Source organism: Pseudomonas sp. G3-19 (assembly GCF_054855875.1).
Genome location: NZ_JBMPIQ010000003.1, coordinates 5,244,763 through 5,263,251, shown reverse-complemented (window position 1 = coordinate 5,263,251; position 18,489 = coordinate 5,244,763). Strand labels below are relative to the sequence as shown.

Sequence of the window (18,489 nt, the reverse complement as noted above, 5' to 3'; positions counted from 1 at the left end):
CGAGCCAGGCCATGCAACGCGACGCACTCCTGACCCAGGATGAGCTGGATTTCATCCAGACCATGCAGCACAACCCGCAGCTCAATGTGCGGGATGCGACGTCGAGCCTGTTGGTCAATGGAGGTTCGCAGATCCGTGACCTGCTCACGCGCCTGGCGGCTCACGAGCAAGTGACCATTCAGGCCAATTTCGAAAATCAGCAAATGACCTTTCCGCTGCACCTGGTGGAAGACGAATTCCACGCGTTGCACCTGCGCCTGGGCGTGCCGAGCATTTACGAAGACGGGCCGATGATTCGCCCATGGCGCCTGACTCTCGAAGAGCCGGTCGCGCTGGAAAATGCCAAAGGCCAACCGGGCATGATGTGGGTGCACGAGGTGTCGCACAAAGGCGTGCTGCTGGAAATGCGCAACAAGACCAAACCGCCCAAGCATTTCGCGCTGTGGTTCAGCCCTTCAGGTTACGAGCGGATTTCCCTGCGCGGCAACTTCGAGCGCGAAACCGAGCACGGCTTCTACGCCTACGAGCTGAGCCAGACCGACGCCGATGAAACCGAACGGCTGCGCCAGTTCATCCTGCAACAACATCGCCTGACCCATCCCGCCCTGCACACCTGATATTCAGGTATCCAGCGTACCTGCGAGAAATTGCGTCATGCGCTGACGCATCGTCGCTCCTTCATTGCCCAGACAACCGATCGACGATCCGGCCAGACTGTCCTGTGCCAGATCGGCAGCGTCGCCGGCGAGCATTACCTGACAGTCGAGACTCAAGGCCAGTCGATTCAGACGGCGCGGCAAATCCGCGGTGGGGGCGTGGTTGGAAAACAGCACCAGCGCCTGCGGCTTGATCCGCTCGCACACCAGCGCCAACTCATCGAATGGCTGGCCGGTGGTCAGCACCCGCACGCCCGCATCATTGCCACTGAGAAACAACGCGGCAACCAGTAGCTCGAGTTCACGACACTGACCGGCGAGCGCACTGACAATCACTTTGCGCGGCTGGGTGCCGCGCAGCGCGACGATCCGCTGCAACACCCGCGCCCGCAGGAACCCGTCGAAAAACAGCCACTCGCTGGTCTGCCCGAAGGCATCCTGGCGCTGCAACATCTGCAGCCACAAAGGCATGAGAATGTTCTGAAACACTACCGGCAGCGAGTAGGACGAGAAGATCTGGTTGTAAACCTGATCCAGCGCGCGGTCGTCGAACGAACTGACGGCCAATTGCACCTGCTGCTGCCATTGCGCGTAATCGGCCTGGACCAGATCATCGGGGATGATATGGGCCAAGGCTTTCAGCGGCTCGGTCCTCGCCAGGATCTTGCCGACCTTGCTCACGGCAACGCCGCGATCAATCCAGTCGACAATGCTGCGCACGCGCTCGATTTCGGTCATCGAATACAACCGGTGCCCGCTTTCGGTGCGCGTCGGCTGGATCAGACCGTAGCGGCGCTCCCATGCACGCAGCGTTACCGGGTTGACGCCGGTCAGCCGCGACACCTCCCGAATAGGGAACAACTCTTCGCGCTCAAGTGCGACAGAGGCCTGCGAGGCAGGGTTAGCGTCCGTGATAACAGCCATGGTGCTGATGTGTCCGCTCGGTAAATTTGGATCCCATTCTACATCCGATGCCCTCTGTCGGTTCAACCCAATAAACAGAGACGAAAGTCTCTGAAACTGTCATCAAAATCGGGAATAATCCTTGCTTGTTGAAAAGCGCAGACCCCTACCCCGGTTTGCGCAATGCGAAACCTCCTACCCGGAGCGCCGCACTCGAAATATGGAGATACACAATGTCTACTTCCCCCGTCACGCTGATGGTTGCGCGTCGCGTCGCCGACGGCCGCTATCAGGACCTGATTGCCTGGCTGCGCGAAGGCGAACAACTGGCCACTGACTTTCCCGGTTACCTGGGTTCCGGCGTGCTCGCTCCGCCACCCGGTGACAACGAATTCCAGATCATTTTCCGCTTCGTCGACGAGCAGACCCTGCACGCCTGGGAGCACTCGGTCTCGCGTACCGCGTGGCTGGCGCGGGGCAGCCATCTGTTCGAGCATCCCAAGGAGCATCGGGTCAGCGGCATCGAAGGCTGGTTCGGCGCTGCCGGTCAACGGCCACCACGCTGGAAACAGGCCGTGGCGATCTGGCTGGCGTTCTTCCCGGTGTCGCTGCTGTTCAACTTTGTCCTCGGACCGCTGCTCGGCGAGATGAGCCTGCTGCCACGGGTATTGGTCAGTACGGCGTGCCTGACGCCCTTGATGGTGTATTTCTTTATTCCACTGTCGACGCGGTTGCTGGCGGGTTGGCTGAACAGCGTCCCGGCACCTCGACTGCCTGTTGAACCGGTGACTCAAAACCGTTGAGAGCCCATGTGGGAGCGGGCTTGCTCGCGAAAGCGTCATGTCAGTTGATGCATCCGTGCCTGGCACACCGCCTTCGCGAGCAAGCCCGGCTCCCACAAAAGCACAGCACCCGTCTTGCGATAGGTGGGCACCCCGCGTCACTGTTATAGTTTTTACTCCCACCGCGACGCGAGCCGTTCATGTCCAAATCCTCCGCCCCGATCCTCATCACCGGTGCCGGCCAGCGTGTCGGTCTGCACTGCGCACAGCGTTTGCTTGAAGACGGCCATCGGGTCATCTTCACCTACCGTAGCGAACGTCCGGGCGTACAAGCCCTGCGTGATCTGGGCGCTGTCGCGGTGTTCGCGGACTTCTCCAGCGAAGCCGCCATCCTCGCCTTCATCGATGAACTGAAAACCCACACCGACTGCCTGCGCGCCATCGTCCACAACGCCTCCGAATGGCTGGCGGAAACCCCGGGCAGTGAAGCCGAGGCCTTCTCGCGCATGCTCAACGTGCACATGCTCGCGCCGTATCTAATCAACCTGCACTGCGCCGACCTGCTCAAAGGCTCGACCCCGGCCGACATCATCCACATCAGCGACGACGTCACGCGCAAGGGCAGCAGCAAACACATCGGTTATTGCGCCAGCAAAGCCGGGCTCGACAGCCTGACCCTGTCCTTCGCCGCGCGCTACGCGCCGGCAATCAAAGTCAACGGCATCGCGCCGGCCCTGCTATTGTTCAATCCCGACGACGACGCGGCGTACCGCGCCAGGGCGCTGGCCAAATCCGCGCTGGGCATCGAGCCCGGCAGCGAAGTGATCTACCAGAGCCTGCGCTATCTGCTCGACAACCCCTATGTCACCGGCACAACCCTGACCGTCAACGGCGGACGGCACGTCAAATAAGCTGCTGCGCGAGGATCTCCCATGACCCGTTCCCTGCCCGAGAATTACCGCGAGATCCTCATCGGCCTCGGCGAAGACCCCGACCGCGAAGGTCTGCTCGATACCCCGGTGCGCGCGGCCAAGGCCATGCAATACCTGTGTCACGGCTATGAACAGAGTGTGGATCAGATCGTCAACGGCGCGCTGTTTGCCTCCGACAGCGACGAGATGATCATCGTCGCCGACATCGAGCTCTACTCGTTGTGCGAACATCACCTGCTGCCCTTCATCGGCAAGGCCCATGTGGCTTATATTCCGACAGGCAAGGTGCTGGGCCTGTCGAAGATCGCGCGGCTGGTGGACATGTTCGCCCGGCGCCTGCAGATTCAGGAGAACCTCACCCGGCAGATTGCCGATGCGGTGCAGCAAGTCACTGATGCCGCCGGCGTCGCGGTGGTCATCGAGGCCCGGCACATGTGCATGATGATGCGCGGTGTCGAGAAACAGAATTCGACCATGAACACCTCGGTCATGCTTGGCGCCTTTCGCGACTCGAGCAACACCCGCCAGGAGTTCCTGCAATTGATTGGACGGAGCAAGTAAATGTCACAACTTCAACCGGGAATGGCGCGCATCCGGGTCAAGGATCTGCGCTTGCGCACCTTTATCGGGATCAACGAGGACGAGATCCTCAACAAGCAGGATGTGCTGATCAATCTCACGATCCTGTACGCGGCGCAGGAAGCGGTGCGCGACAACGACATCGATCACGCGCTGAATTACCGCACCATCACCAAGGCGATCATCGCCCACGTCGAGGGCAATCGGTTTGCGCTGCTCGAACGCCTGACCCAGGAACTGCTGGATCTGGTGATGACTCATGCTGCAGTGCTGTACGCCGAAGTCGAAGTCGACAAGCCGCATGCGCTGCGTTTTGCCGAGTCGGTGTCAATAACGCTTGCAGCGAGCCGCTAGCTTCAAGCTTCAAGCGGCAAGTTGTAAACTTCGTATCAACGCCACCCATCTTGCAGCTTGAAGCTCGTCGCTTGAAGCTGTCTCGCAGAGACTCCCATGACCGAGCAACAACGCCTCGAACTCGAAGCCGCCGCCTTCCGCCGGCTGGTCGCCCACCTGGACAGCCGTAAGGACGTGCAGAACATCGACCTGATGAACCTCGCCGGATTCTGCCGCAACTGCCTGTCCAAATGGTACAAGGCTGCCGCCGATGAACAGCAGATCGAGGTCAGCCTCGACGACGCCCGTGAAGTGGTTTACGGCATGCCTTACGCCGAGTGGAAAGCCCAATACCAGCAAGAAGCCAGCGCCGAACAACAGGCGGCGTTCGCCAAAGGAAAACCCAATGAGTGATCTGAACACCCTGCGCGCCAGCCTCAAGAGCGGCGAACACGCTTTCGCCGACACCCTGGCTTTCATCGCCGCCGGTTACGACTACCAGCCTCAGGCGTTCAACAACGGTGGCGTGGAAAACGCCGCCGGGCAGAACGAAGGTTCGTGCAAGACCCTGGGTCTGGCGCTACTGGAAGGCTTGAGCGATGAAGAAGCGCTGCTGGCATTCGGCGAGCATTACCGCTCGGTGGTGGCGACGCCTGAGGGCAGCGACCACGGCAATATCCGCGCGCTGATCAAGCACGGGCTGGCGGGTGTGAAGTTCGAAACGCAGCCCCTGACCCGTCGCTGATTTCCATAGCCAACCCCATTCCCTGTGGGAGCGGGCTTGCTCGCGAAGGCGCCGTGCCAGGCGACTTTTCTTTGTCTGACACACCGCTTTCGCGAGCAAGCCCGCTCCCACAGGGTTATGCGATGTAGCGGAAATACGGGCATAAAAAAACCGGCCGAAGCCGGTTTTTTTGTGTCTGCGATTTAGAACGAAGCGTTCTGCAGACCGTCCAGGTAACGCTCGGTGTCCAGTGCCGCCATGCAGCCGGCGCCGGCCGAGGTGATGGCCTGACGGTAAACATGGTCAGCCACGTCGCCGGCAGCGAAGATACCTTCGACGCTGGTGGCAGTGGCGTTGCCGTCACGGCCGCCCTGCACTACCAGATAACCGTCTTTCAGGGTCAACTGGCCTTCGAACAGCGAAGTGTTCGGGGTGTGGCCAATGGCGATGAACACGCCGTCGACTTTGATCTCGTCGAAGCTGCCGTCGTTGTTCTTCAGACGCGCACCGGTCACACCCATGTTGTCGCCCAGCACTTCGTCGAGGTTGGCGTTCAACTTGAGGATGATCTTGCCTTCGGCCACGCGGGCGTTGAGCTTGTCGATCAGGATCTTCTCGGCGCGGAAGGTTTCGCGACGGTGGATCAGAGTCACGGTGCTGGCGATGTTGGCCAGGTACAGTGCCTCTTCAACAGCGGTGTTGCCGCCACCGACCACCGCCACTGGCTTGTTGCGGTAGAAGAAACCGTCGCAGGTCGCGCAGGCCGAAACGCCTTTGCCCATGAACGCTTCTTCCGACGGCAGGCCCAGGTAGCGAGCGCTGGCACCGGTAGCGATGATCAGGGCGTCGCAGGTGTAAGTCGCGCTGTCGCCGGTCAGGGTGTACGGCTTGGCAGCGAAGTCCACGGCGTTGATGTGATCGAAAACGATCTCGGTTTCAAAACGCTCGGCGTGCTCGCGCATCCGCTCCATCAGGGCCGGACCGGTCAGGCCGTGCACGTCGCCCGGCCAGTTGTCGACTTCGGTGGTGGTGGTCAATTGACCGCCGGCCTGCATGCCGGTGATCAGCAGTGGCTTGAGGTTGGCACGGGCGGCGTAGACCGCAGCGCTGTAACCGGCAGGGCCGGAACCGAGAATAATCACTCGCGAATGACGGACTTCAGACATGACCTGCTCCTGTTGACCGGGCCGAAACACTGGCGCGGAACGCCGGACTGCCGGCGGGAATAAAAAAGGACTGTGGATAACCTTGGGGAAGGCATGAGCTCGACAGTCCTGTAAAAAGTTGGGTGCAGCGTATCGAGGGGGGCAAGATTAAGGAAATACGGATTAACAATCCAGCTCATAGGTGGTCTCTATACGCAGACTCCGACCAGATCGACGTCTTTGTTACAGTGAATGTCGATCGCTCTGCCGCGCTTTCGCACCTGTTGCAAAGTCGGTAAGGTCGGCGCGTTTTCCCTTGCTCGGAGCACCTTATGCCCGCCCCTGTTCTGTCCGGCCCGCAATACCTGCGCGAAGGCCTCAAACTGGTTCTCAGCCCGGGCCTGCGCCTGTTCGTGTTGCTGCCGCTGGCGATCAACCTGGTGCTGTTCGTCGGATTGATCTATCTGGCCGGCCATCAGTTCAGCCTGTGGGTCGACAGCCTGATGCCGTCGCTGCCCGACTGGCTGAGTTTCCTCAGCTACATCCTCTGGCCGCTGTTCGTGGTGCTGGTGGCGTTGATGGTGTTCTTCACCTTCACCATGCTCGCCAACGTGATCGCTGCGCCGTTCAACGGCTTCCTCGCGGAAAAAGTCGAAGTGGTGGTACGCGGCACCGATGATTTCCCGGCCTTCAGCTGGGGCGAACTGATTGCGATGATCCCGCGCACCCTAGCCCGGGAAATGCGCAAACTCGGCTATTTCCTGCCGCGGGCGATCGGCCTGTTCATCCTCTCGTTCATCCCGGTGGTGAACATCGTCGCCGCCCCGCTATGGCTGCTGTTCGGCGTGTGGATGATGGCGATCCAGTACATCGACTACCCGGCAGACAACCACAAATTGGGCTGGAACGAGATGCTCGCCTGGCTGCGGCAGAAACGCTGGCAGAGCATGAGTTTTGGCGGGATCGTCTATCTGGCGCTGCTGATTCCGGTGGTGAACATTCTGATGATGCCGGCGGCGGTAGCGGGAGCGACGTTGTTCTGGGTGCGTGAGCGCGGTGCCGAGATGCTGGCTCAGGAAAAAGTCTGAGCCTCCAGGCATCAATCCTTCTGGCAACTCAGGGGTAAACGCCGCCTAGAAGCAGCCCTACCAATACCCACGCCGCAGCGCCTGGCAAGATAATCAGCAAGTTCCAGGCGTTGAGGCGATTGTTACTCAGGCCTTGAGGATCGCTGGCGGCCAAATTGATCAGTTGTTGCCCTTGGCTTGCGACATAAACTCTTATCGGCAGCATGATCAAGGCGACAAGGCCAAGAAAACTCAGCTCTGGAATCTGCCTGGGAAGCTTTTCGAATATGTGCGCGACTACGGTCAGTACAACAAAGACTGTTGCCCATTGCTCAAGATCCCAATCGGACTTTCCACCTCTGTCATGGATTCGTTTTTTGGCCTGCCGATAAAGCTGATGCACGAAAAACAAATAGAAAAACGCTCGCGCCCACGGCCATAGCTCCTGTCGAGTACTGCGCTTGTACTGACTCCAGTTTTTGTAAATCCAGAAGTAGAAATACAGGCCAAAACTGAGGATCGCCAGCAGAATGAACTTCCACCGTGCAACAACATAAAACTCTGGTGTTTGTTCATCCGCAACCAACAGTTCCGCCTCAGGCGGTGCATAAGCATTCTCGGACACAGCCATATTTCCTGGAAAGAGTTCAAGTCAAGGCTAACGACCGGGCAGGCAAAAGGTTTAGGCACACGGTAAGCAGCTGTCATCAATCGATCATCAACTCGACACAATGACGACATCGCCTCAATCGACACTGAGGTCATGACGACAGCTCTGCATATCACCCTGATCAGCGAAACCTTCCCACCGGAAATCAACGGGGTGGCCAATACCCTTGGTCGCTTGTGCGATGGCTTGCGCGCGCGTGGGCATCAGGTGGAACTGGTGCGACCGCGCCAGGCGGGCGATCCGCAGCGCGTCGAGGACGATGCCTTGCTGTTGTGTCGAGGCTGGCCGTTGCCGGGTTATCCCGGGCTGCAATGGGGACAGTCGTCGATGCACAAGCTGCTGCGGCGCTGGAAGCGTCATCGCCCGGACGTTTTGTACATCGCCACCGAAGGCCCGCTCGGTTTGTCGGCGTTGCGTGCGGCGCGACGCCTGGGGATCTCGGTGGTCAGCGGTTTTCACACCAATTTCCAGCAATACACCCACCAGTACGGACTGAGTTTGCTGACGCGCTTGCTGACCCATTATCTGCGCTGGTTTCACAATCGCTCGGCAATGACCCTGGTGCCGAGCGTCAGTCAGCGCCTGGAACTGGAGCGTCGGCATTTCGACCGCCTCGCCCTGCTCTCTCGCGGCGTGGACAGCCAGTTGTTTCACCCGGCCAAGCGCCTGAACGGCTTGCGTGAACAATGGGGTTTGTCCGAGCAGGACATCGCGGTGATTCACGTCGGACGTCTGGCCCCGGAGAAGAACCTCGGCCTGCTCAAGCGCTGCTTCGACACCCTGTGCGGCACTTATCCACAGCGCAAGCTGAAGCTGATCGTGGTCGGCGACGGGCCGCAACGGCCTGCGCTGGAAAAGGAGCTGCCCGAGGCGATCTTCTGTGGTTCACAACGCGGCGAAGCACTGGCGGCGCACTATGCGTCCGGCGATATCTTCCTGTTCCCGAGCATGACCGAAACCTTCGGCAATGTGGTGCTGGAAGCACTGGCGTCAGGGCTGGGGGTGGTGGCGTACGATCAGGCTGCGGCAGCGCAGCACATTCGCCACGGTTACAACGGCGTGTTGGCGATGCCCGGTGATGAACAAGCGTTCTGCGATGCGGCGGCGTGGTTGCTGGAGGAGGAGGAGACCTTGCGTTGCGTGCGCCTGAATGCGCGCCAGCATGCCAGTCGTCAGGGGTGGGCGGCGATCATCGAGCAATTTGAAAAGCATTTGCGTGGGGCGTGTGTACGGGAGCAGGTGTTGCCGAATGCGCAGACATTGCCTTAGATCATCGTCGACTCTGATGCCCTCTTCGCGAGCAAGCTCGCTCCCACATTTGGAATGCATTTCAAAATGTGGGAGCGAGCTTGCTCGCGAAGAGGGCGTTAAAGGCGAAGTTTAAACCAGCGTCATCAACGCCTCACGGCTGAACGGAAGAATGTCCTGCTCACGCCCTTCACGGACTTTCAGCGCCCAGTCCGGATCCACCAGCAGCGCACGGCCCACTGCCACCAGATCGAACTCGTCGTTGTTCAGACGCTCCAGCAGTTTCTCCAGGCTTGCCGGTTGTGCGACCTTGTCGGTGTTGACCATGAACTGCAGGAACTCGCCGTCCAGGCCGACGCTGCCTACGGTGATGGTCGGTTTGCCGGTCAGTTTGCGCGTCCAGCCGGCCAGGTTCAGCTCGGAACCGTCAAATTCAGGCTCCCAGAAACGCCGCGTCGAGCAGTGGAAAATGTCCACCCCGGCGTCGGCCAACGGCTTGAGGAATTCGCCCAGCGCCTCCGGGGTCTGCACCAGACGCGCGGTGTAATCCTGCTGCTTCCACTGCGAAAAACGGAAGATGATCGGGAAGCCTTCACCGACTGCCGCACGCACCGCTTGAATCAGCTCGATGGCGAAGCGCGAACGGTTGGCCAGGCTGCCGCCGTATTCGTCGGTACGCTGGTTGCTGCCTTCCCAGAAGAACTGGTCGATCAGATAGCCGTGGGCGCCGTGGATTTCCACGCCGTCCATGCCGATGCCTTGCGCATCCTTCGCCGCTTGGGCGAAAGCACCGATCACGTCTTGAATGTCCTGTTTGGTCATGCCGTGCACCACGACCTGGCCATCCTTGAGTTTTTCCGTCGGGCCGTAAGCCGGGACGCTGGCGTCCGGCTCGGTGCCGATGCGGCGCACGCTGCCGACATGCCACAGTTGCGGAACAATCTTGCCGCCCTCGGCATGCACCGCGTCGACGACTTTTTTCCAGCCGGCCAGTGGCGCTTCGCCGAAGAACTGCGGCACATTCGGGTAACCGTTGGAAGCCTTGTGACCGACAGTGGTGCCTTCGGTGATGATCAGGCCAACACCGGCCGCAGCGCGGCGACGGTAGTACTCGATCACTTTGGAATTGGGTACGCCACCCGGGGAAAACGAGCGGGTCATCGGCGCCATCACCACGCGGGTCGGCAGTTCGAGGGCACCGAGGTGGAACGGTTTGAACAGGGCTTGCACCGGCATTGGAAGGCTCCACAGGGAATGACTTTATGACGGCGATAATATGAACAGTCAGCGCCTTTTAACAGCACTATTGATTTGAATGATTAAGGGTCAAAAGTCAGGCAAAAAAAATCGCAGCTCGATGGCTGCGATTTTTGTGTTTCAGCCCAGCGCTTTTTCAATCGCGTGGACAATGGTCGGATCATCCGGCGGCGTGCGCGGCGAGAATCGCGCCAATACCCGGCCATCCTTGCCGAGCAGGAATTTCTCGAAGTTCCAGGTGATATCCCCCGGAAACTCCGCGCCCTCGCCCGCCAGCAAGCGGTATAGCTGATGACGATCATGGCCGTTGACTTCAAGCTTGCTCGACAACGGGAACGTCACGCCATAGTTCAGGCTGCAGAACTCCTGGATTTGCTGTTCGGTACCTGGCTCCTGACCGGCAAACTGGTTGCACGGCAGGCCCAGCACACTGAAGCCCTTGCCCTTGAATTGCTGGTAGAGGTTTTCCAGCGCCGCGTACTGTGGGGTCAAGCCGCATTTGGAGGCGACGTTGACCACCAGCACGACTTGGCCTTTGAAAGGCGCCAGCGGTAGCTCCTGACCATCCAGGGCTGTCAACTTAAGGTCGTGAAAAGCACTCATGACGGACTCCAGATTCCCGTGTTCTACTCGAAACAGCCACTTGGCGAGAGCACCAAGGACAGCCGCGGACTAAAAAGGCGCCCGCAGGCGCCTCTCCAGTACTCGAAGCTTAGCGCAGAAAATCAGTGGTGATGGCCACCTTCGCCATGGACGTGGCCATGAGCGACTTCTTCCTGGCTGGCGTCACGGATAGCAACGACCTTCACTTTGAAGTTCAGGCGCTGACCGGCCAGTGGGTGGTTGCCGTCGACGGTGACGTCGTCGCCGTCCAGGTCACGGATGGTCACGATCTGCATCTGGCCATCCGGCGCCGAAGCGTGGAACTGCATGCCGACTTCCAGCTCGTCAACGCCTTCGAACATGCTGCGGCTCAGGGTGCTGACCAGCTCGGCAGCATATTCGCCGTAAGCGTCTTCCGGCTCAACGGACACTTCCAGCTCGTCACCAACAGCTTTGCCTTCCAGAGCTTTTTCCAGGCCCGGGATGATGTTGCCTGCGCCTTGCAGGTAGACCAGCGGAGCGCCGCCGGCGGAGCTGTCGATGACCTCACCAGCGTCGTTGGTCAGGGTATAGTCGATGGAGACAGCCTTATTGGCGGCGATCAGCATGGGGCGAGACCTTTTGCAGAAGAATATAGAAAGGCCAAGTTTAGCGAAGCAATCGCGCGAAAGCGAACACAACCCGGACAAACGGGATTCGACGATCACCGGCTTCCATCAGGATGAAGACGGTCACTGGGTGGCCGAGCTTTCCTGTGGCCACACCCAGCACCTGCGTCACCAGCCGCCGTGGCAATCGCGGCCATGGGTCCTGGACCCGGCGCAACGTATTGAAAAAATAGGCCAACCCTTTGACTGCGGTTGGTGCGCACAAGGCTCGGTTAGCGATAACCTTGGCGACTGAATTGCGGTAGGCGGTCACGTATAGATCGCCACCATTGCCATGCACCTTTAGAGAATCCGCATGCAAACTTTTTTTATCGCGCCCACCGATTTTGGCGTGGGTCTGACCTCCATCAGCCTCGGGCTGGTGCGTACCCTGGAGCGGGCCGGACTGAAAGTCGGCTTCTTCAAACCGATTGCCCAGCCGCATCCGGGCGACACCGGCCCTGAGCGCTCCACCGAACTGGTGGCGCGCACCCACGGCCTGAAACCGCCGCAGCCACTGGGCCTGGCCCATGTCGAGCGGATGCTCGGCGACGGTCAGCTCGATGAGTTGCTCGAAGAAATCATCGCCCTCTATCAGCAAGCTGCTATCGGCAAAGATGTGCTGGTAGTCGAAGGCATGGTGCCGACCCGCAGCGCCAGCTACGCCGCGCGGGTCAATTTGCACTTGGCGAAAAGCCTGGATGCCGAGGTGATTCTGGTCTCGGCCCCGGAAAACGAAGTGCTTGCCGAACTCTCCGGTCGCGTGGAATTGCAGGCGCAATTGTTCGGCGGCCCGAAAGATCCAAAAGTCCTCGGCGTAATCCTCAACAAGGTCAAGACCGAGGAGAGCATGGACGCCTTCGCCACGCGCCTCAAAGAGCATTCGCCGTTGTTGCGCAGCGGTGATTTCCGCCTGCTCGGTTGCATTCCGTTCCAGCCCGAACTCAACGCACCGCGCACCCGTGACGTCGCCGACCTGATGGGCGCGCAGGTGCTCAACGCCGGCGATTACGAAACCCGGCGCATGACCAAAATCATCATCTGTGCACGGACCATGCGCAACACCGTGGAGCTGCTCAAGCCCGGCGTACTGGTGGTGACCCCGGGTGATCGCGACGACATCATCCTCGCGGTCAGCCTCGCGGCACTCAATGGCGTACCGCTGGCCGGGCTGTTGCTGACCAGCGACACCCTGCCCGATCCACGCATCATGGACCTATGCCGTGGCGCGTTGCAGGCCGGTCTGCCGGTGCTGTCGGTGAGCACTGGCTCCTACGACACCGCCAACCTGCTCAATGGCCTGAACAAGGAAATCCCCATCGATGACCGCGAGCGTGCGGAGATCATCACTGACTTCGTCGCCAGCCATCTCGACGCGAAATGGCTGCATCAACGCTGCGGCACGCCGCGGGAAATGCGCCTGTCACCCGCGGTATTCCGCTATCAACTGATTCAACGGGCGCAGTCGGCGAACAAACGTATCGTCCTGCCCGAAGGCAGCGAGCCGCTCACCGTGCAAGCGGCAGCAATCTGCCAGGAGCGCGGCATCGCCCGTTGCGTGTTGCTGGCCAAACCCGAAGACGTCGAAGCCGTGGCCCGTGCGCAAGGTATCGAGTTGCCGCCGGGGCTGGAGATCCTCGATCCGGATCTGATCCGCGAGCGCTACATCGAGCCGATGGTCGCCCTGCGCAAAAGCAAAAGCCTCAACGCGCCGATGGCCGAACAGCAACTGGAAGACACCGTGGTGATCGGCACCATGATGCTCGCGCTGGATGAGGTCGACGGCCTGGTCTCCGGTGTGATCAACACCACCGCCAACACCATCCGCCCGGCCCTGCAACTGATCAAGACCGCACCGGGCTGCACGCTGGTGTCGTCGGTGTTCTTCATGCTGTTCCCCGAAGAAGTGCTGGTCTATGGCGACTGCGTGATGAACCCACACCCGAGCGCCGCCGAACTGGCGGAGATCGCCCTGCAAAGCGCTGATTCGGCCGCAGCCTTCGGCATCACCCCGCGCGTGGCGATGATCAGTTACTCCAGCGGCGAATCGGCCAGCGGTGAAGAAGTCGAGAAAGTCCGCGAAGCCACCCTGCTCGCCCACGAGCAACAGCACTCGCTGCTGATCGACGGCCCGCTGCAATACGACGCCGCTGCCAACGCAGACGTTGCCCGGCAACTGGCGCCGAACAGCCAGGTGGCCGGTCGCGCCACGGTGTTCGTGTTCCCCGACCTGAACACCGGCAACACCACCCACAAAGCCGTGCAGCGCAGCGCCGACTGCGTCAGCCTCGGCCCGATGCTGCAAGGCCTGCGCAAACCGGTGAACGATCTGCCGCGCGGCGCGCAGGTCGACGACATCGTCTACACCATCGCCCTGACCGCGATTCAAGCCGCCAACCGACCTATGGATGTGTAAATGCTGGACTTCCTGCCCGCCCCGATTCGCGGCGTGATCGCCGCGCTGCTGTTGGCACTCAATACGATTCTGCTGTGCTCGTTCCTGTTCTGCGTGGCGCTGATCAAAGTGCTGCCCTTCGACCTCGCCCGCCGCGCCTCACTGTGGCTGATGAGCCACACCCACGAAGCCTGGATCAGCAACAACAAAGGCTGGATGAACCTGGTGCGCCGCACCCGCTGGCACATCAGCGGCCTGCAAGGTCTGGACTACCAACACTCATACCTGATCACCAGCAACCACCAGAGCTGGGTCGACATCCTGGTGCTGCAATACGTACTCAACCGGCGCATCCAGCCGCTGAAATTCTTCCTCAAGCAGGAGCTGATCTGGGTTCCGGTGATCGGTCTGGCCTGGTGGGCGCTGGGCTTCCCGTTCATGAAGCGCTACTCCAAGGCGTACCTGGAAAAGCATCCAGAGAAGAAAGGCAAAGACCTGGAAACCACGCGCAAGACCTGCGCGAAATTCCGCAACAACCCGGTGGGGATTTTCAACTTCGTCGAAGGCACGCGCTTCACCGAAGGCAAACATGCGCAACAGCAGTCCCCGTTCAAATACCTGCTCAAACCCAAGGCTGGCGGCATCGCCTTCGTGCTGGACGCGATGGGTGAGCAACTGGAGTCGATCGTCAACGTGACCATCCACTATCCGGGCGGGCGTCCGGGTTTCTGGGATCTGCTGTGCGGCAACGTGAAAGACGTGGTGGTGCACTTTGAAGAACTGAAAATCCCGCCGGCCTTCATCGGCAAGAACTACGACCAGGACGGCGAATATCGCCTGCAATTCCAGGGCTGGATCAACCAGCTGTGGCAGGACAAGGATGCGCTGCTGGAACAGATGCACCGCGAATTCGCAGACAAACGCTAATCCCCTGTAGGAGCAAGCCTGCTCGCGATAGCGGTGGAACAGCCACTCCCAATGTTGAACGACATACCGCTATCGCGAGCAGGCTCACTCCTACAGTTGGATGGAGTGCATTCAGTTAGAGCTTGGTCGGCTGTGAGGCCGCCTTCGCGAGCAAGCCCGCTCCCACAGTTTGCACACGGTGTATTCAGGTAGAGATTAGTCGGCTGTCAGACCACCTTCGCGAGCAAGCTCGCTCCCACAGTTTGAAACCGGTGTATTCAGGTAGAGATTGGTCGGCTGTCAGGCCGCCATCGCTGGCAAGCCAGCTCCCACAGGAAAAGCTAAAGCCAGGCGCACGCTTTTCACCACTCAAATGGCCGAGTATCAGCTCGCCGAAAGCTCTTGATCTTGATCCACGGGCGACGTCGGAAGGCTGAGCGTAGGGATTGATCCGGGGGTGGGAGCGCAGCGACCGTTTGGCGAAGCCAAACACAGCGAGAGGAGGTGCAGCGAAGCAAACCGTAGGCGCTGCCCCCCGGATCAATCCCGCAGCGAAGGGACCCCGAGCCCCAGCGAGCGGGCCGAACGCAGGAGCAAGCGTTTTGGGTTACTTTTTAGGCGTTTGTAAAAAGTGACCCGCCGTAAGGGCGGAACCATAATCAGCCGTTACCGCAGCAACGGATATACCCCCAAAACCCCAAGAGCATGGTCAGCCCAAAAGCCGCCACCGCCGAAAACCAAATGCCCCCCAATAAAAAACCCGCCGATGATCACTCATCCGCGGGCCTTTCATTTCCGGCTAAAGCTTAAATCGCGCCACGCTTGCGCAGCAGATCCAACACCTGCTTGACGCTCTCTTCCAACGACAGCGACTGCGTGTCGATCACCAGATCAGCATTCAGCGGCACGTCATACGGGAACGACTCACCCGGAATATTATCGCCACCCGCAGCATACAGCCCTTGCGGATCACGCTCGGCACACACCGCCGGCGAAGCCTGCACATAAACCGTGAGCAGACGCTCCTTGCCGATCAGATCCTTGGCCTGCTCACGACCTTCAGCACTCGGCGCAACAAACGCCGCCAGGGTCAACAGACCGGCCTCGTTGAATTGACGCGCCACGTGCGCAGCACGCCGCCAGTTCTCGGTACGACCGGCACGATCCTGCGGCAGCCCTTTGTTCAGGTCGTGACGCAGATTCTGACCATCCAGCACAAACACCGCACGGCCCATGTCGAACAGCTTGCGCTCGACCGCGTAGGCCAGCGTGCTCTTGCCCGCGCCCGACAGACCGCTGAACAACACAGTAGCCGGTTGCTGGCCAAAGCGCTGAGCACGTTCCTCAGTGGCAACGTGAGCCAGTTTGCCGTGGTGCGAGGCAGTCCCGTGAGCCACTGGCTGAGCGACGATCATGCCGGCGCCGACGGTGCCGTTGGTCAAACGGTCGATGACGATGAACGCGCCGGTGGTGCGGTTGCTGTCGTAACCGTCGAGGGCGATCGGCGCGTCGAGCGCGATCTTCACCTTGCCGATTTCGTTGAGCTGCAACGCGCTCGCCGGGCCTTCTTCGAGGGTGTTGACGTCGACCTTGTTGACGATGCTGGCAATCGAGCCCGGCACGTAACTGGTGGCGCGCTTGATGTCGTATTTCTTGCCCGGCAGCATCGGCTCTTCAGCCATCCACACCAGCATCGCTTCGAAGCTGTCGGTGACCGGCGGCACGTTGTCGGCATGCACCAGCAGGTCGCCACGGGAGATGTCGATTTCGTCTTCCATGGTCAGCGTCACCGCTTGACCCGGGCCGGCCTGCTCCAGCTCACCTTCGAAGGTGACGATGGATTTGACGCGGCTGCTCTTGCCCGACGGCAGAACCACCACTTCGTCGCCCTTGTGCACGATGCCGCTGGCGAGGGTGCCAGCGAAACCACGGAAGTTCAGGTTCGGACGGTTGACGTACTGCACCGGGAAACGCAAATCGGTGAAGTTGCGGTCGCCCGCCACTTCCACGGTCTCGAGGATTTCCATCAGCGACTGGCCTTTGTACCAAGGCGAGCGCTCGGACTTGTTCACCACGTTGTCGCCCTTGAGGGCAGACATCGGCACGAAGTGCATGCTGGTAGGCTTCATCTTCAAGCCTTCGGCGAACTTCAGGTAGTCGGCCTTGATCGACTCGAACACGCCTTCATCGAAGTCTTTCAGGTCCATCTTGTTGATAGCAACGACGATGTGCTTGATGCCCAGCAACGAGGCGATGAAGCTGTGGCGACGGGTCTGGGTCTGCACCCCGTAACGGGCGTCGACCAGGATGATCGCCAGGTCACAGGTGGACGCACCGGTGGCCATGTTGCGGGTGTACTGCTCATGGCCAGGGGTGTCGGCGATGATGAATTTGCGTTTGGCGGTGGAGAAATAGCGGTAGGCGACATCGATGGTGATGCCCTGCTCACGCTCGGCCTGCAGGCCGTCCACCAGCAACGCCAGGTCGATGTCGTCACCGGTGGTGCCGACTTTCTTCGAATCGCGAGTGATAGCTTCCAGGTGATCTTCGTAGATCATCTTGGAGTCGTGCAGCAGGCGCCCGATCAGGGTGCTCTTGCCGTCATCGACGTTACCGCAGGTCAAAAAGCGCAGCAGCTCTTTACGTTCGTGCTGGCCCAGGTAGGCGAGGATGTCCTCGCTGATCAAATCAGATGCGTGCGACATGACAACCCCTTAGAAATAACCCTGACGTTTCTTGTCTTCCATCGAGCCTGCGCCATCGTGGTCGATGACCCGGCCCTGGCGCTCGGAAGTTCGCGTCAGGAGCATTTCCTGAATGATGTCCGTGAGGCTTTCGGCCTCGGACTCCACCGCGCCCGTCAACGGGTAGCAGCCAAGGGTACGGAAACGCACTTTCTTTTTGACGATGCGTGCCTTGTCCTCGTCGGACAGGTGTTCGAGGATACGGTCGTCGTCGATCATGATCAGCGTGCCGTTCTTCTCGATCACTTCGCGCTCGGCGGCGAAGTACAGCGGCACGATCGGGATGCCTTCGAGGTAGATGTATTGCCAGATGTCCAGCTCGGTCCAGTTCGACAACGGGAACACGCGGATGGATTCGCCCTTGTTGACCTTGCCGTTGTAGACGTTCCACAGCTCAGGGCGCTGGTTTTTCGGGTCCCAGCGGTGCTTGCTGTCGCGGAACGAGTACACGCGCTCTTTGGCACGGGACTTCTCTTCATCGCGACGGGCACCGCCGAACGCGGCGTCGAAACCATGCTTGTCGAGCGCCTGTTTCAGGCCCTCGGTCTTCATGATGTCGGTGTGTTTGGCGCTGCCGTGGGTGAACGGGTTGATGTTCTGCGCCACGCCATCGGGGTTGATGTGGGTGATCAGGTCCAGGCCCAGCTCTTCGACCATCTTGTCGCGGAACTTGTACATCTCCTGGAATTTCCAGCGAGTGTCGACGTGCATCACCGGAAACGGCAGTTTGCCCGGGAAGAACGCCTTGCGTGCCAGATGCAGCATCACGGCGGAGTCTTTACCGATGGAGTACAGCATCACCGGGTTGTCGAACTCAGCGGCCACCTCGCGGATGATGTGGATGCTTTCCGCCTCCAGCTGTTTCAGATGCGTCAGTTTGTCGACCATGGCTACTCAC

General features: G+C 60.1%; 20 protein-coding genes. 12 read left to right on the top strand and 8 right to left on the bottom strand.

Annotation, left to right across the window (positions count from 1 at the left end):
- Positions 1 to 11 precede the first annotated feature (11 nt).
- On the top strand, positions 12 to 617 hold the full coding sequence (locus tag ACOYXI_RS23930) for a hypothetical protein (RefSeq protein ID WP_027610872.1): 606 nt from the start codon (positions 12 to 14) through the stop codon (positions 615 to 617).
- Between the two features lie 3 nt (positions 618 to 620).
- Here the strand turns inward: ACOYXI_RS23930 and ACOYXI_RS23925 are convergent, their stop codons facing one another.
- Positions 621 to 1,580 (bottom strand): MerR family transcriptional regulator, encoded by a 960-nt coding sequence (locus ACOYXI_RS23925; protein WP_096795375.1) that lies wholly within the window; start codon positions 1,578 to 1,580, stop codon positions 621 to 623.
- A 212-nt stretch (positions 1,581 to 1,792) separates the two neighbouring features.
- Here ACOYXI_RS23925 and ACOYXI_RS23920 point away from each other — a divergent pair, with 212 nt between their 5' ends.
- The 6 genes from ACOYXI_RS23920 (at position 1,793) to ACOYXI_RS23895 (ending at position 4,930) form a co-directional block, all read left to right on the top strand.
- Positions 1,793 to 2,362 (top strand): antibiotic biosynthesis monooxygenase, encoded by a 570-nt coding sequence (locus ACOYXI_RS23920; protein ID WP_461675366.1) that lies wholly within the window; start codon positions 1,793 to 1,795, stop codon positions 2,360 to 2,362.
- Positions 2,363 to 2,541: 179 nt separating this feature from the next.
- Positions 2,542 to 3,252, top strand: a complete 711-nt coding sequence (gene folM, locus ACOYXI_RS23915) for a dihydromonapterin reductase (protein ID WP_461675365.1) — start codon at positions 2,542 to 2,544, stop codon at positions 3,250 to 3,252.
- 21 nt (positions 3,253 to 3,273) lie between these two features.
- On the top strand, positions 3,274 to 3,834 hold the full coding sequence (gene folE, locus ACOYXI_RS23910) for a GTP cyclohydrolase I FolE (RefSeq protein ID WP_097090401.1): 561 nt from the start codon (positions 3,274 to 3,276) through the stop codon (positions 3,832 to 3,834).
- The gene (gene folX / locus ACOYXI_RS23905) at positions 3,835 to 4,206 is read left to right on the top strand and encodes a dihydroneopterin triphosphate 2'-epimerase (protein ID WP_007968040.1); all 372 of its coding nucleotides are present in this window, start codon (positions 3,835 to 3,837) and stop codon (positions 4,204 to 4,206) included. It begins immediately after the preceding gene.
- A 96-nt stretch (positions 4,207 to 4,302) separates the two neighbouring features.
- Positions 4,303 to 4,599, top strand: a complete 297-nt coding sequence (locus tag ACOYXI_RS23900; RefSeq protein WP_003221730.1) for a DUF1244 domain-containing protein — start codon at positions 4,303 to 4,305, stop codon at positions 4,597 to 4,599.
- On the top strand, positions 4,592 to 4,930 hold the full coding sequence (locus ACOYXI_RS23895) for a HopJ type III effector protein (RefSeq protein ID WP_003221728.1): 339 nt from the start codon (positions 4,592 to 4,594) through the stop codon (positions 4,928 to 4,930). Before ACOYXI_RS23900 ends, ACOYXI_RS23895 begins: the two co-directional genes overlap by 8 nt.
- A gap of 182 nt (positions 4,931 to 5,112) precedes the next feature.
- Here ACOYXI_RS23895 and trxB read toward each other — a convergent pair whose 3' ends face one another.
- Positions 5,113 to 6,075 carry a thioredoxin-disulfide reductase gene (gene trxB / locus ACOYXI_RS23890; RefSeq protein ID WP_003221727.1) on the bottom strand — a complete coding sequence of 321 codons (963 nt, stop codon included), beginning with the start codon at positions 6,073 to 6,075 and terminating at the stop codon, positions 5,113 to 5,115.
- Between the two features lie 311 nt (positions 6,076 to 6,386).
- Between trxB and cysZ the strand changes: the two genes are divergently transcribed.
- Positions 6,387 to 7,142 (top strand): sulfate transporter CysZ, encoded by a 756-nt coding sequence (gene cysZ / locus ACOYXI_RS23885; RefSeq protein ID WP_027610866.1) that lies wholly within the window; start codon positions 6,387 to 6,389, stop codon positions 7,140 to 7,142.
- 28 nt (positions 7,143 to 7,170) lie between these two features.
- On the opposite strand, the gene ACOYXI_RS23880 is transcribed toward cysZ, so the two are convergent.
- Positions 7,171 to 7,746 (bottom strand): hypothetical protein, encoded by a 576-nt coding sequence (locus tag ACOYXI_RS23880; protein WP_127646215.1) that lies wholly within the window; start codon positions 7,744 to 7,746, stop codon positions 7,171 to 7,173.
- A gap of 114 nt (positions 7,747 to 7,860) precedes the next feature.
- On the opposite strand from ACOYXI_RS23880, the gene ACOYXI_RS23875 reads away from it, so the two are divergent.
- The gene (locus ACOYXI_RS23875; protein ID WP_461675579.1) at positions 7,861 to 9,060 is read left to right on the top strand and encodes a glycosyltransferase family 4 protein; all 1,200 of its coding nucleotides are present in this window, start codon (positions 7,861 to 7,863) and stop codon (positions 9,058 to 9,060) included.
- A 111-nt stretch (positions 9,061 to 9,171) separates the two neighbouring features.
- Here the strand turns inward: ACOYXI_RS23875 and ACOYXI_RS23870 are convergent, their stop codons facing one another.
- The 3 genes from ACOYXI_RS23870 to ACOYXI_RS23860 form a co-directional block, all read right to left on the bottom strand.
- Positions 9,172 to 10,275 (bottom strand): NADH:flavin oxidoreductase, encoded by a 1,104-nt coding sequence (locus tag ACOYXI_RS23870; protein WP_461675364.1) that lies wholly within the window; start codon positions 10,273 to 10,275, stop codon positions 9,172 to 9,174.
- 141 nt (positions 10,276 to 10,416) lie between these two features.
- Positions 10,417 to 10,899 carry a glutathione peroxidase gene (locus tag ACOYXI_RS23865; protein WP_027610864.1) on the bottom strand — a complete coding sequence of 161 codons (483 nt, stop codon included), beginning with the start codon at positions 10,897 to 10,899 and terminating at the stop codon, positions 10,417 to 10,419.
- Positions 10,900 to 11,021: 122 nt separating this feature from the next.
- The gene (locus tag ACOYXI_RS23860) at positions 11,022 to 11,507 is read right to left on the bottom strand and encodes an FKBP-type peptidyl-prolyl cis-trans isomerase (protein WP_007968032.1); all 486 of its coding nucleotides are present in this window, start codon (positions 11,505 to 11,507) and stop codon (positions 11,022 to 11,024) included.
- On the opposite strand from ACOYXI_RS23860, the gene ACOYXI_RS23855 reads away from it, so the two are divergent.
- Genes ACOYXI_RS23855 through ACOYXI_RS23845 form a run of 3 tightly spaced genes read left to right on the top strand, consistent with a single transcriptional unit; the run spans position 11,476 to position 14,868 of the window.
- Positions 11,476 to 11,802, top strand: coding sequence for a DUF3565 domain-containing protein (locus ACOYXI_RS23855; RefSeq protein WP_461675363.1), 327 nt, complete (start codon positions 11,476 to 11,478; stop codon positions 11,800 to 11,802). The two genes, ACOYXI_RS23860 and ACOYXI_RS23855, sit on opposite strands and share 32 nt — an antisense overlap.
- A gap of 60 nt (positions 11,803 to 11,862) precedes the next feature.
- Complete coding sequence (pta, locus tag ACOYXI_RS23850; protein ID WP_098967230.1) at positions 11,863 to 13,962, top strand: phosphate acetyltransferase; 2,100 nt, start codon at positions 11,863 to 11,865, stop codon at positions 13,960 to 13,962.
- Positions 13,963 to 14,868 (top strand): acyltransferase, encoded by a 906-nt coding sequence (locus ACOYXI_RS23845; protein WP_282412728.1) that lies wholly within the window; start codon positions 13,963 to 13,965, stop codon positions 14,866 to 14,868.
- Between the two features lie 785 nt (positions 14,869 to 15,653).
- Here ACOYXI_RS23845 and cysN read toward each other — a convergent pair.
- Together cysN and cysD are read right to left on the bottom strand one after the other, a co-directional pair.
- On the bottom strand, positions 15,654 to 17,552 hold the full coding sequence (gene cysN, locus ACOYXI_RS23840) for a sulfate adenylyltransferase subunit CysN (protein WP_098967229.1): 1,899 nt from the start codon (positions 17,550 to 17,552) through the stop codon (positions 15,654 to 15,656).
- A 9-nt stretch (positions 17,553 to 17,561) separates the two neighbouring features.
- The gene (gene cysD / locus ACOYXI_RS23835) at positions 17,562 to 18,479 is read right to left on the bottom strand and encodes a sulfate adenylyltransferase subunit CysD (RefSeq protein WP_098967227.1); all 918 of its coding nucleotides are present in this window, start codon (positions 18,477 to 18,479) and stop codon (positions 17,562 to 17,564) included.
- Between the last annotated feature and the right edge of the window lie 10 nt (positions 18,480 to 18,489).

What these genes read in the sequence shown, in the direction of transcription:
- ACOYXI_RS23930 (WP_027610872.1), top strand. Translation starts at nt 12, where the DNA reads ATGCAACGCGACGCACTCCTGACCCAGGATGAGCTGGATTTCATCCAG.
- ACOYXI_RS23925 (WP_096795375.1), bottom strand. Translation starts at nt 1,580, where the DNA reads ATGGCTGTTATCACGGACGCTAACCCTGCCTCGCAGGCCTCTGTCGCA.
- ACOYXI_RS23920 (WP_461675366.1), top strand. Translation starts at nt 1,793, where the DNA reads ATGTCTACTTCCCCCGTCACGCTGATGGTTGCGCGTCGCGTCGCCGAC.
- folM (WP_461675365.1), top strand. Translation starts at nt 2,542, where the DNA reads ATGTCCAAATCCTCCGCCCCGATCCTCATCACCGGTGCCGGCCAGCGT.
- folE (WP_097090401.1), top strand. Translation starts at nt 3,274, where the DNA reads ATGACCCGTTCCCTGCCCGAGAATTACCGCGAGATCCTCATCGGCCTC.
- folX (WP_007968040.1), top strand. Translation starts at nt 3,835, where the DNA reads ATGTCACAACTTCAACCGGGAATGGCGCGCATCCGGGTCAAGGATCTG.
- ACOYXI_RS23900 (WP_003221730.1), top strand. Translation starts at nt 4,303, where the DNA reads ATGACCGAGCAACAACGCCTCGAACTCGAAGCCGCCGCCTTCCGCCGG.
- ACOYXI_RS23895 (WP_003221728.1), top strand. Translation starts at nt 4,592, where the DNA reads ATGAGTGATCTGAACACCCTGCGCGCCAGCCTCAAGAGCGGCGAACAC.
- trxB (WP_003221727.1), bottom strand. Translation starts at nt 6,075, where the DNA reads ATGTCTGAAGTCCGTCATTCGCGAGTGATTATTCTCGGTTCCGGCCCT.
- cysZ (WP_027610866.1), top strand. Translation starts at nt 6,387, where the DNA reads ATGCCCGCCCCTGTTCTGTCCGGCCCGCAATACCTGCGCGAAGGCCTC.
- ACOYXI_RS23870 (WP_461675364.1), bottom strand. Translation starts at nt 10,275, where the DNA reads ATGCCGGTGCAAGCCCTGTTCAAACCGTTCCACCTCGGTGCCCTCGAA.
- ACOYXI_RS23865 (WP_027610864.1), bottom strand. Translation starts at nt 10,899, where the DNA reads ATGAGTGCTTTTCACGACCTTAAGTTGACAGCCCTGGATGGTCAGGAG.
- ACOYXI_RS23855 (WP_461675363.1), top strand. Translation starts at nt 11,476, where the DNA reads ATGGAGACAGCCTTATTGGCGGCGATCAGCATGGGGCGAGACCTTTTG.
- ACOYXI_RS23860 (WP_007968032.1), bottom strand. Translation starts at nt 11,507, where the DNA reads ATGCTGATCGCCGCCAATAAGGCTGTCTCCATCGACTATACCCTGACC.
- pta (WP_098967230.1), top strand. Translation starts at nt 11,863, where the DNA reads ATGCAAACTTTTTTTATCGCGCCCACCGATTTTGGCGTGGGTCTGACC.
- ACOYXI_RS23845 (WP_282412728.1), top strand. Translation starts at nt 13,963, where the DNA reads ATGCTGGACTTCCTGCCCGCCCCGATTCGCGGCGTGATCGCCGCGCTG.
- cysN (WP_098967229.1), bottom strand. Translation starts at nt 17,552, where the DNA reads ATGTCGCACGCATCTGATTTGATCAGCGAGGACATCCTCGCCTACCTG.
- cysD (WP_098967227.1), bottom strand. Translation starts at nt 18,479, where the DNA reads ATGGTCGACAAACTGACGCATCTGAAACAGCTGGAGGCGGAAAGCATC.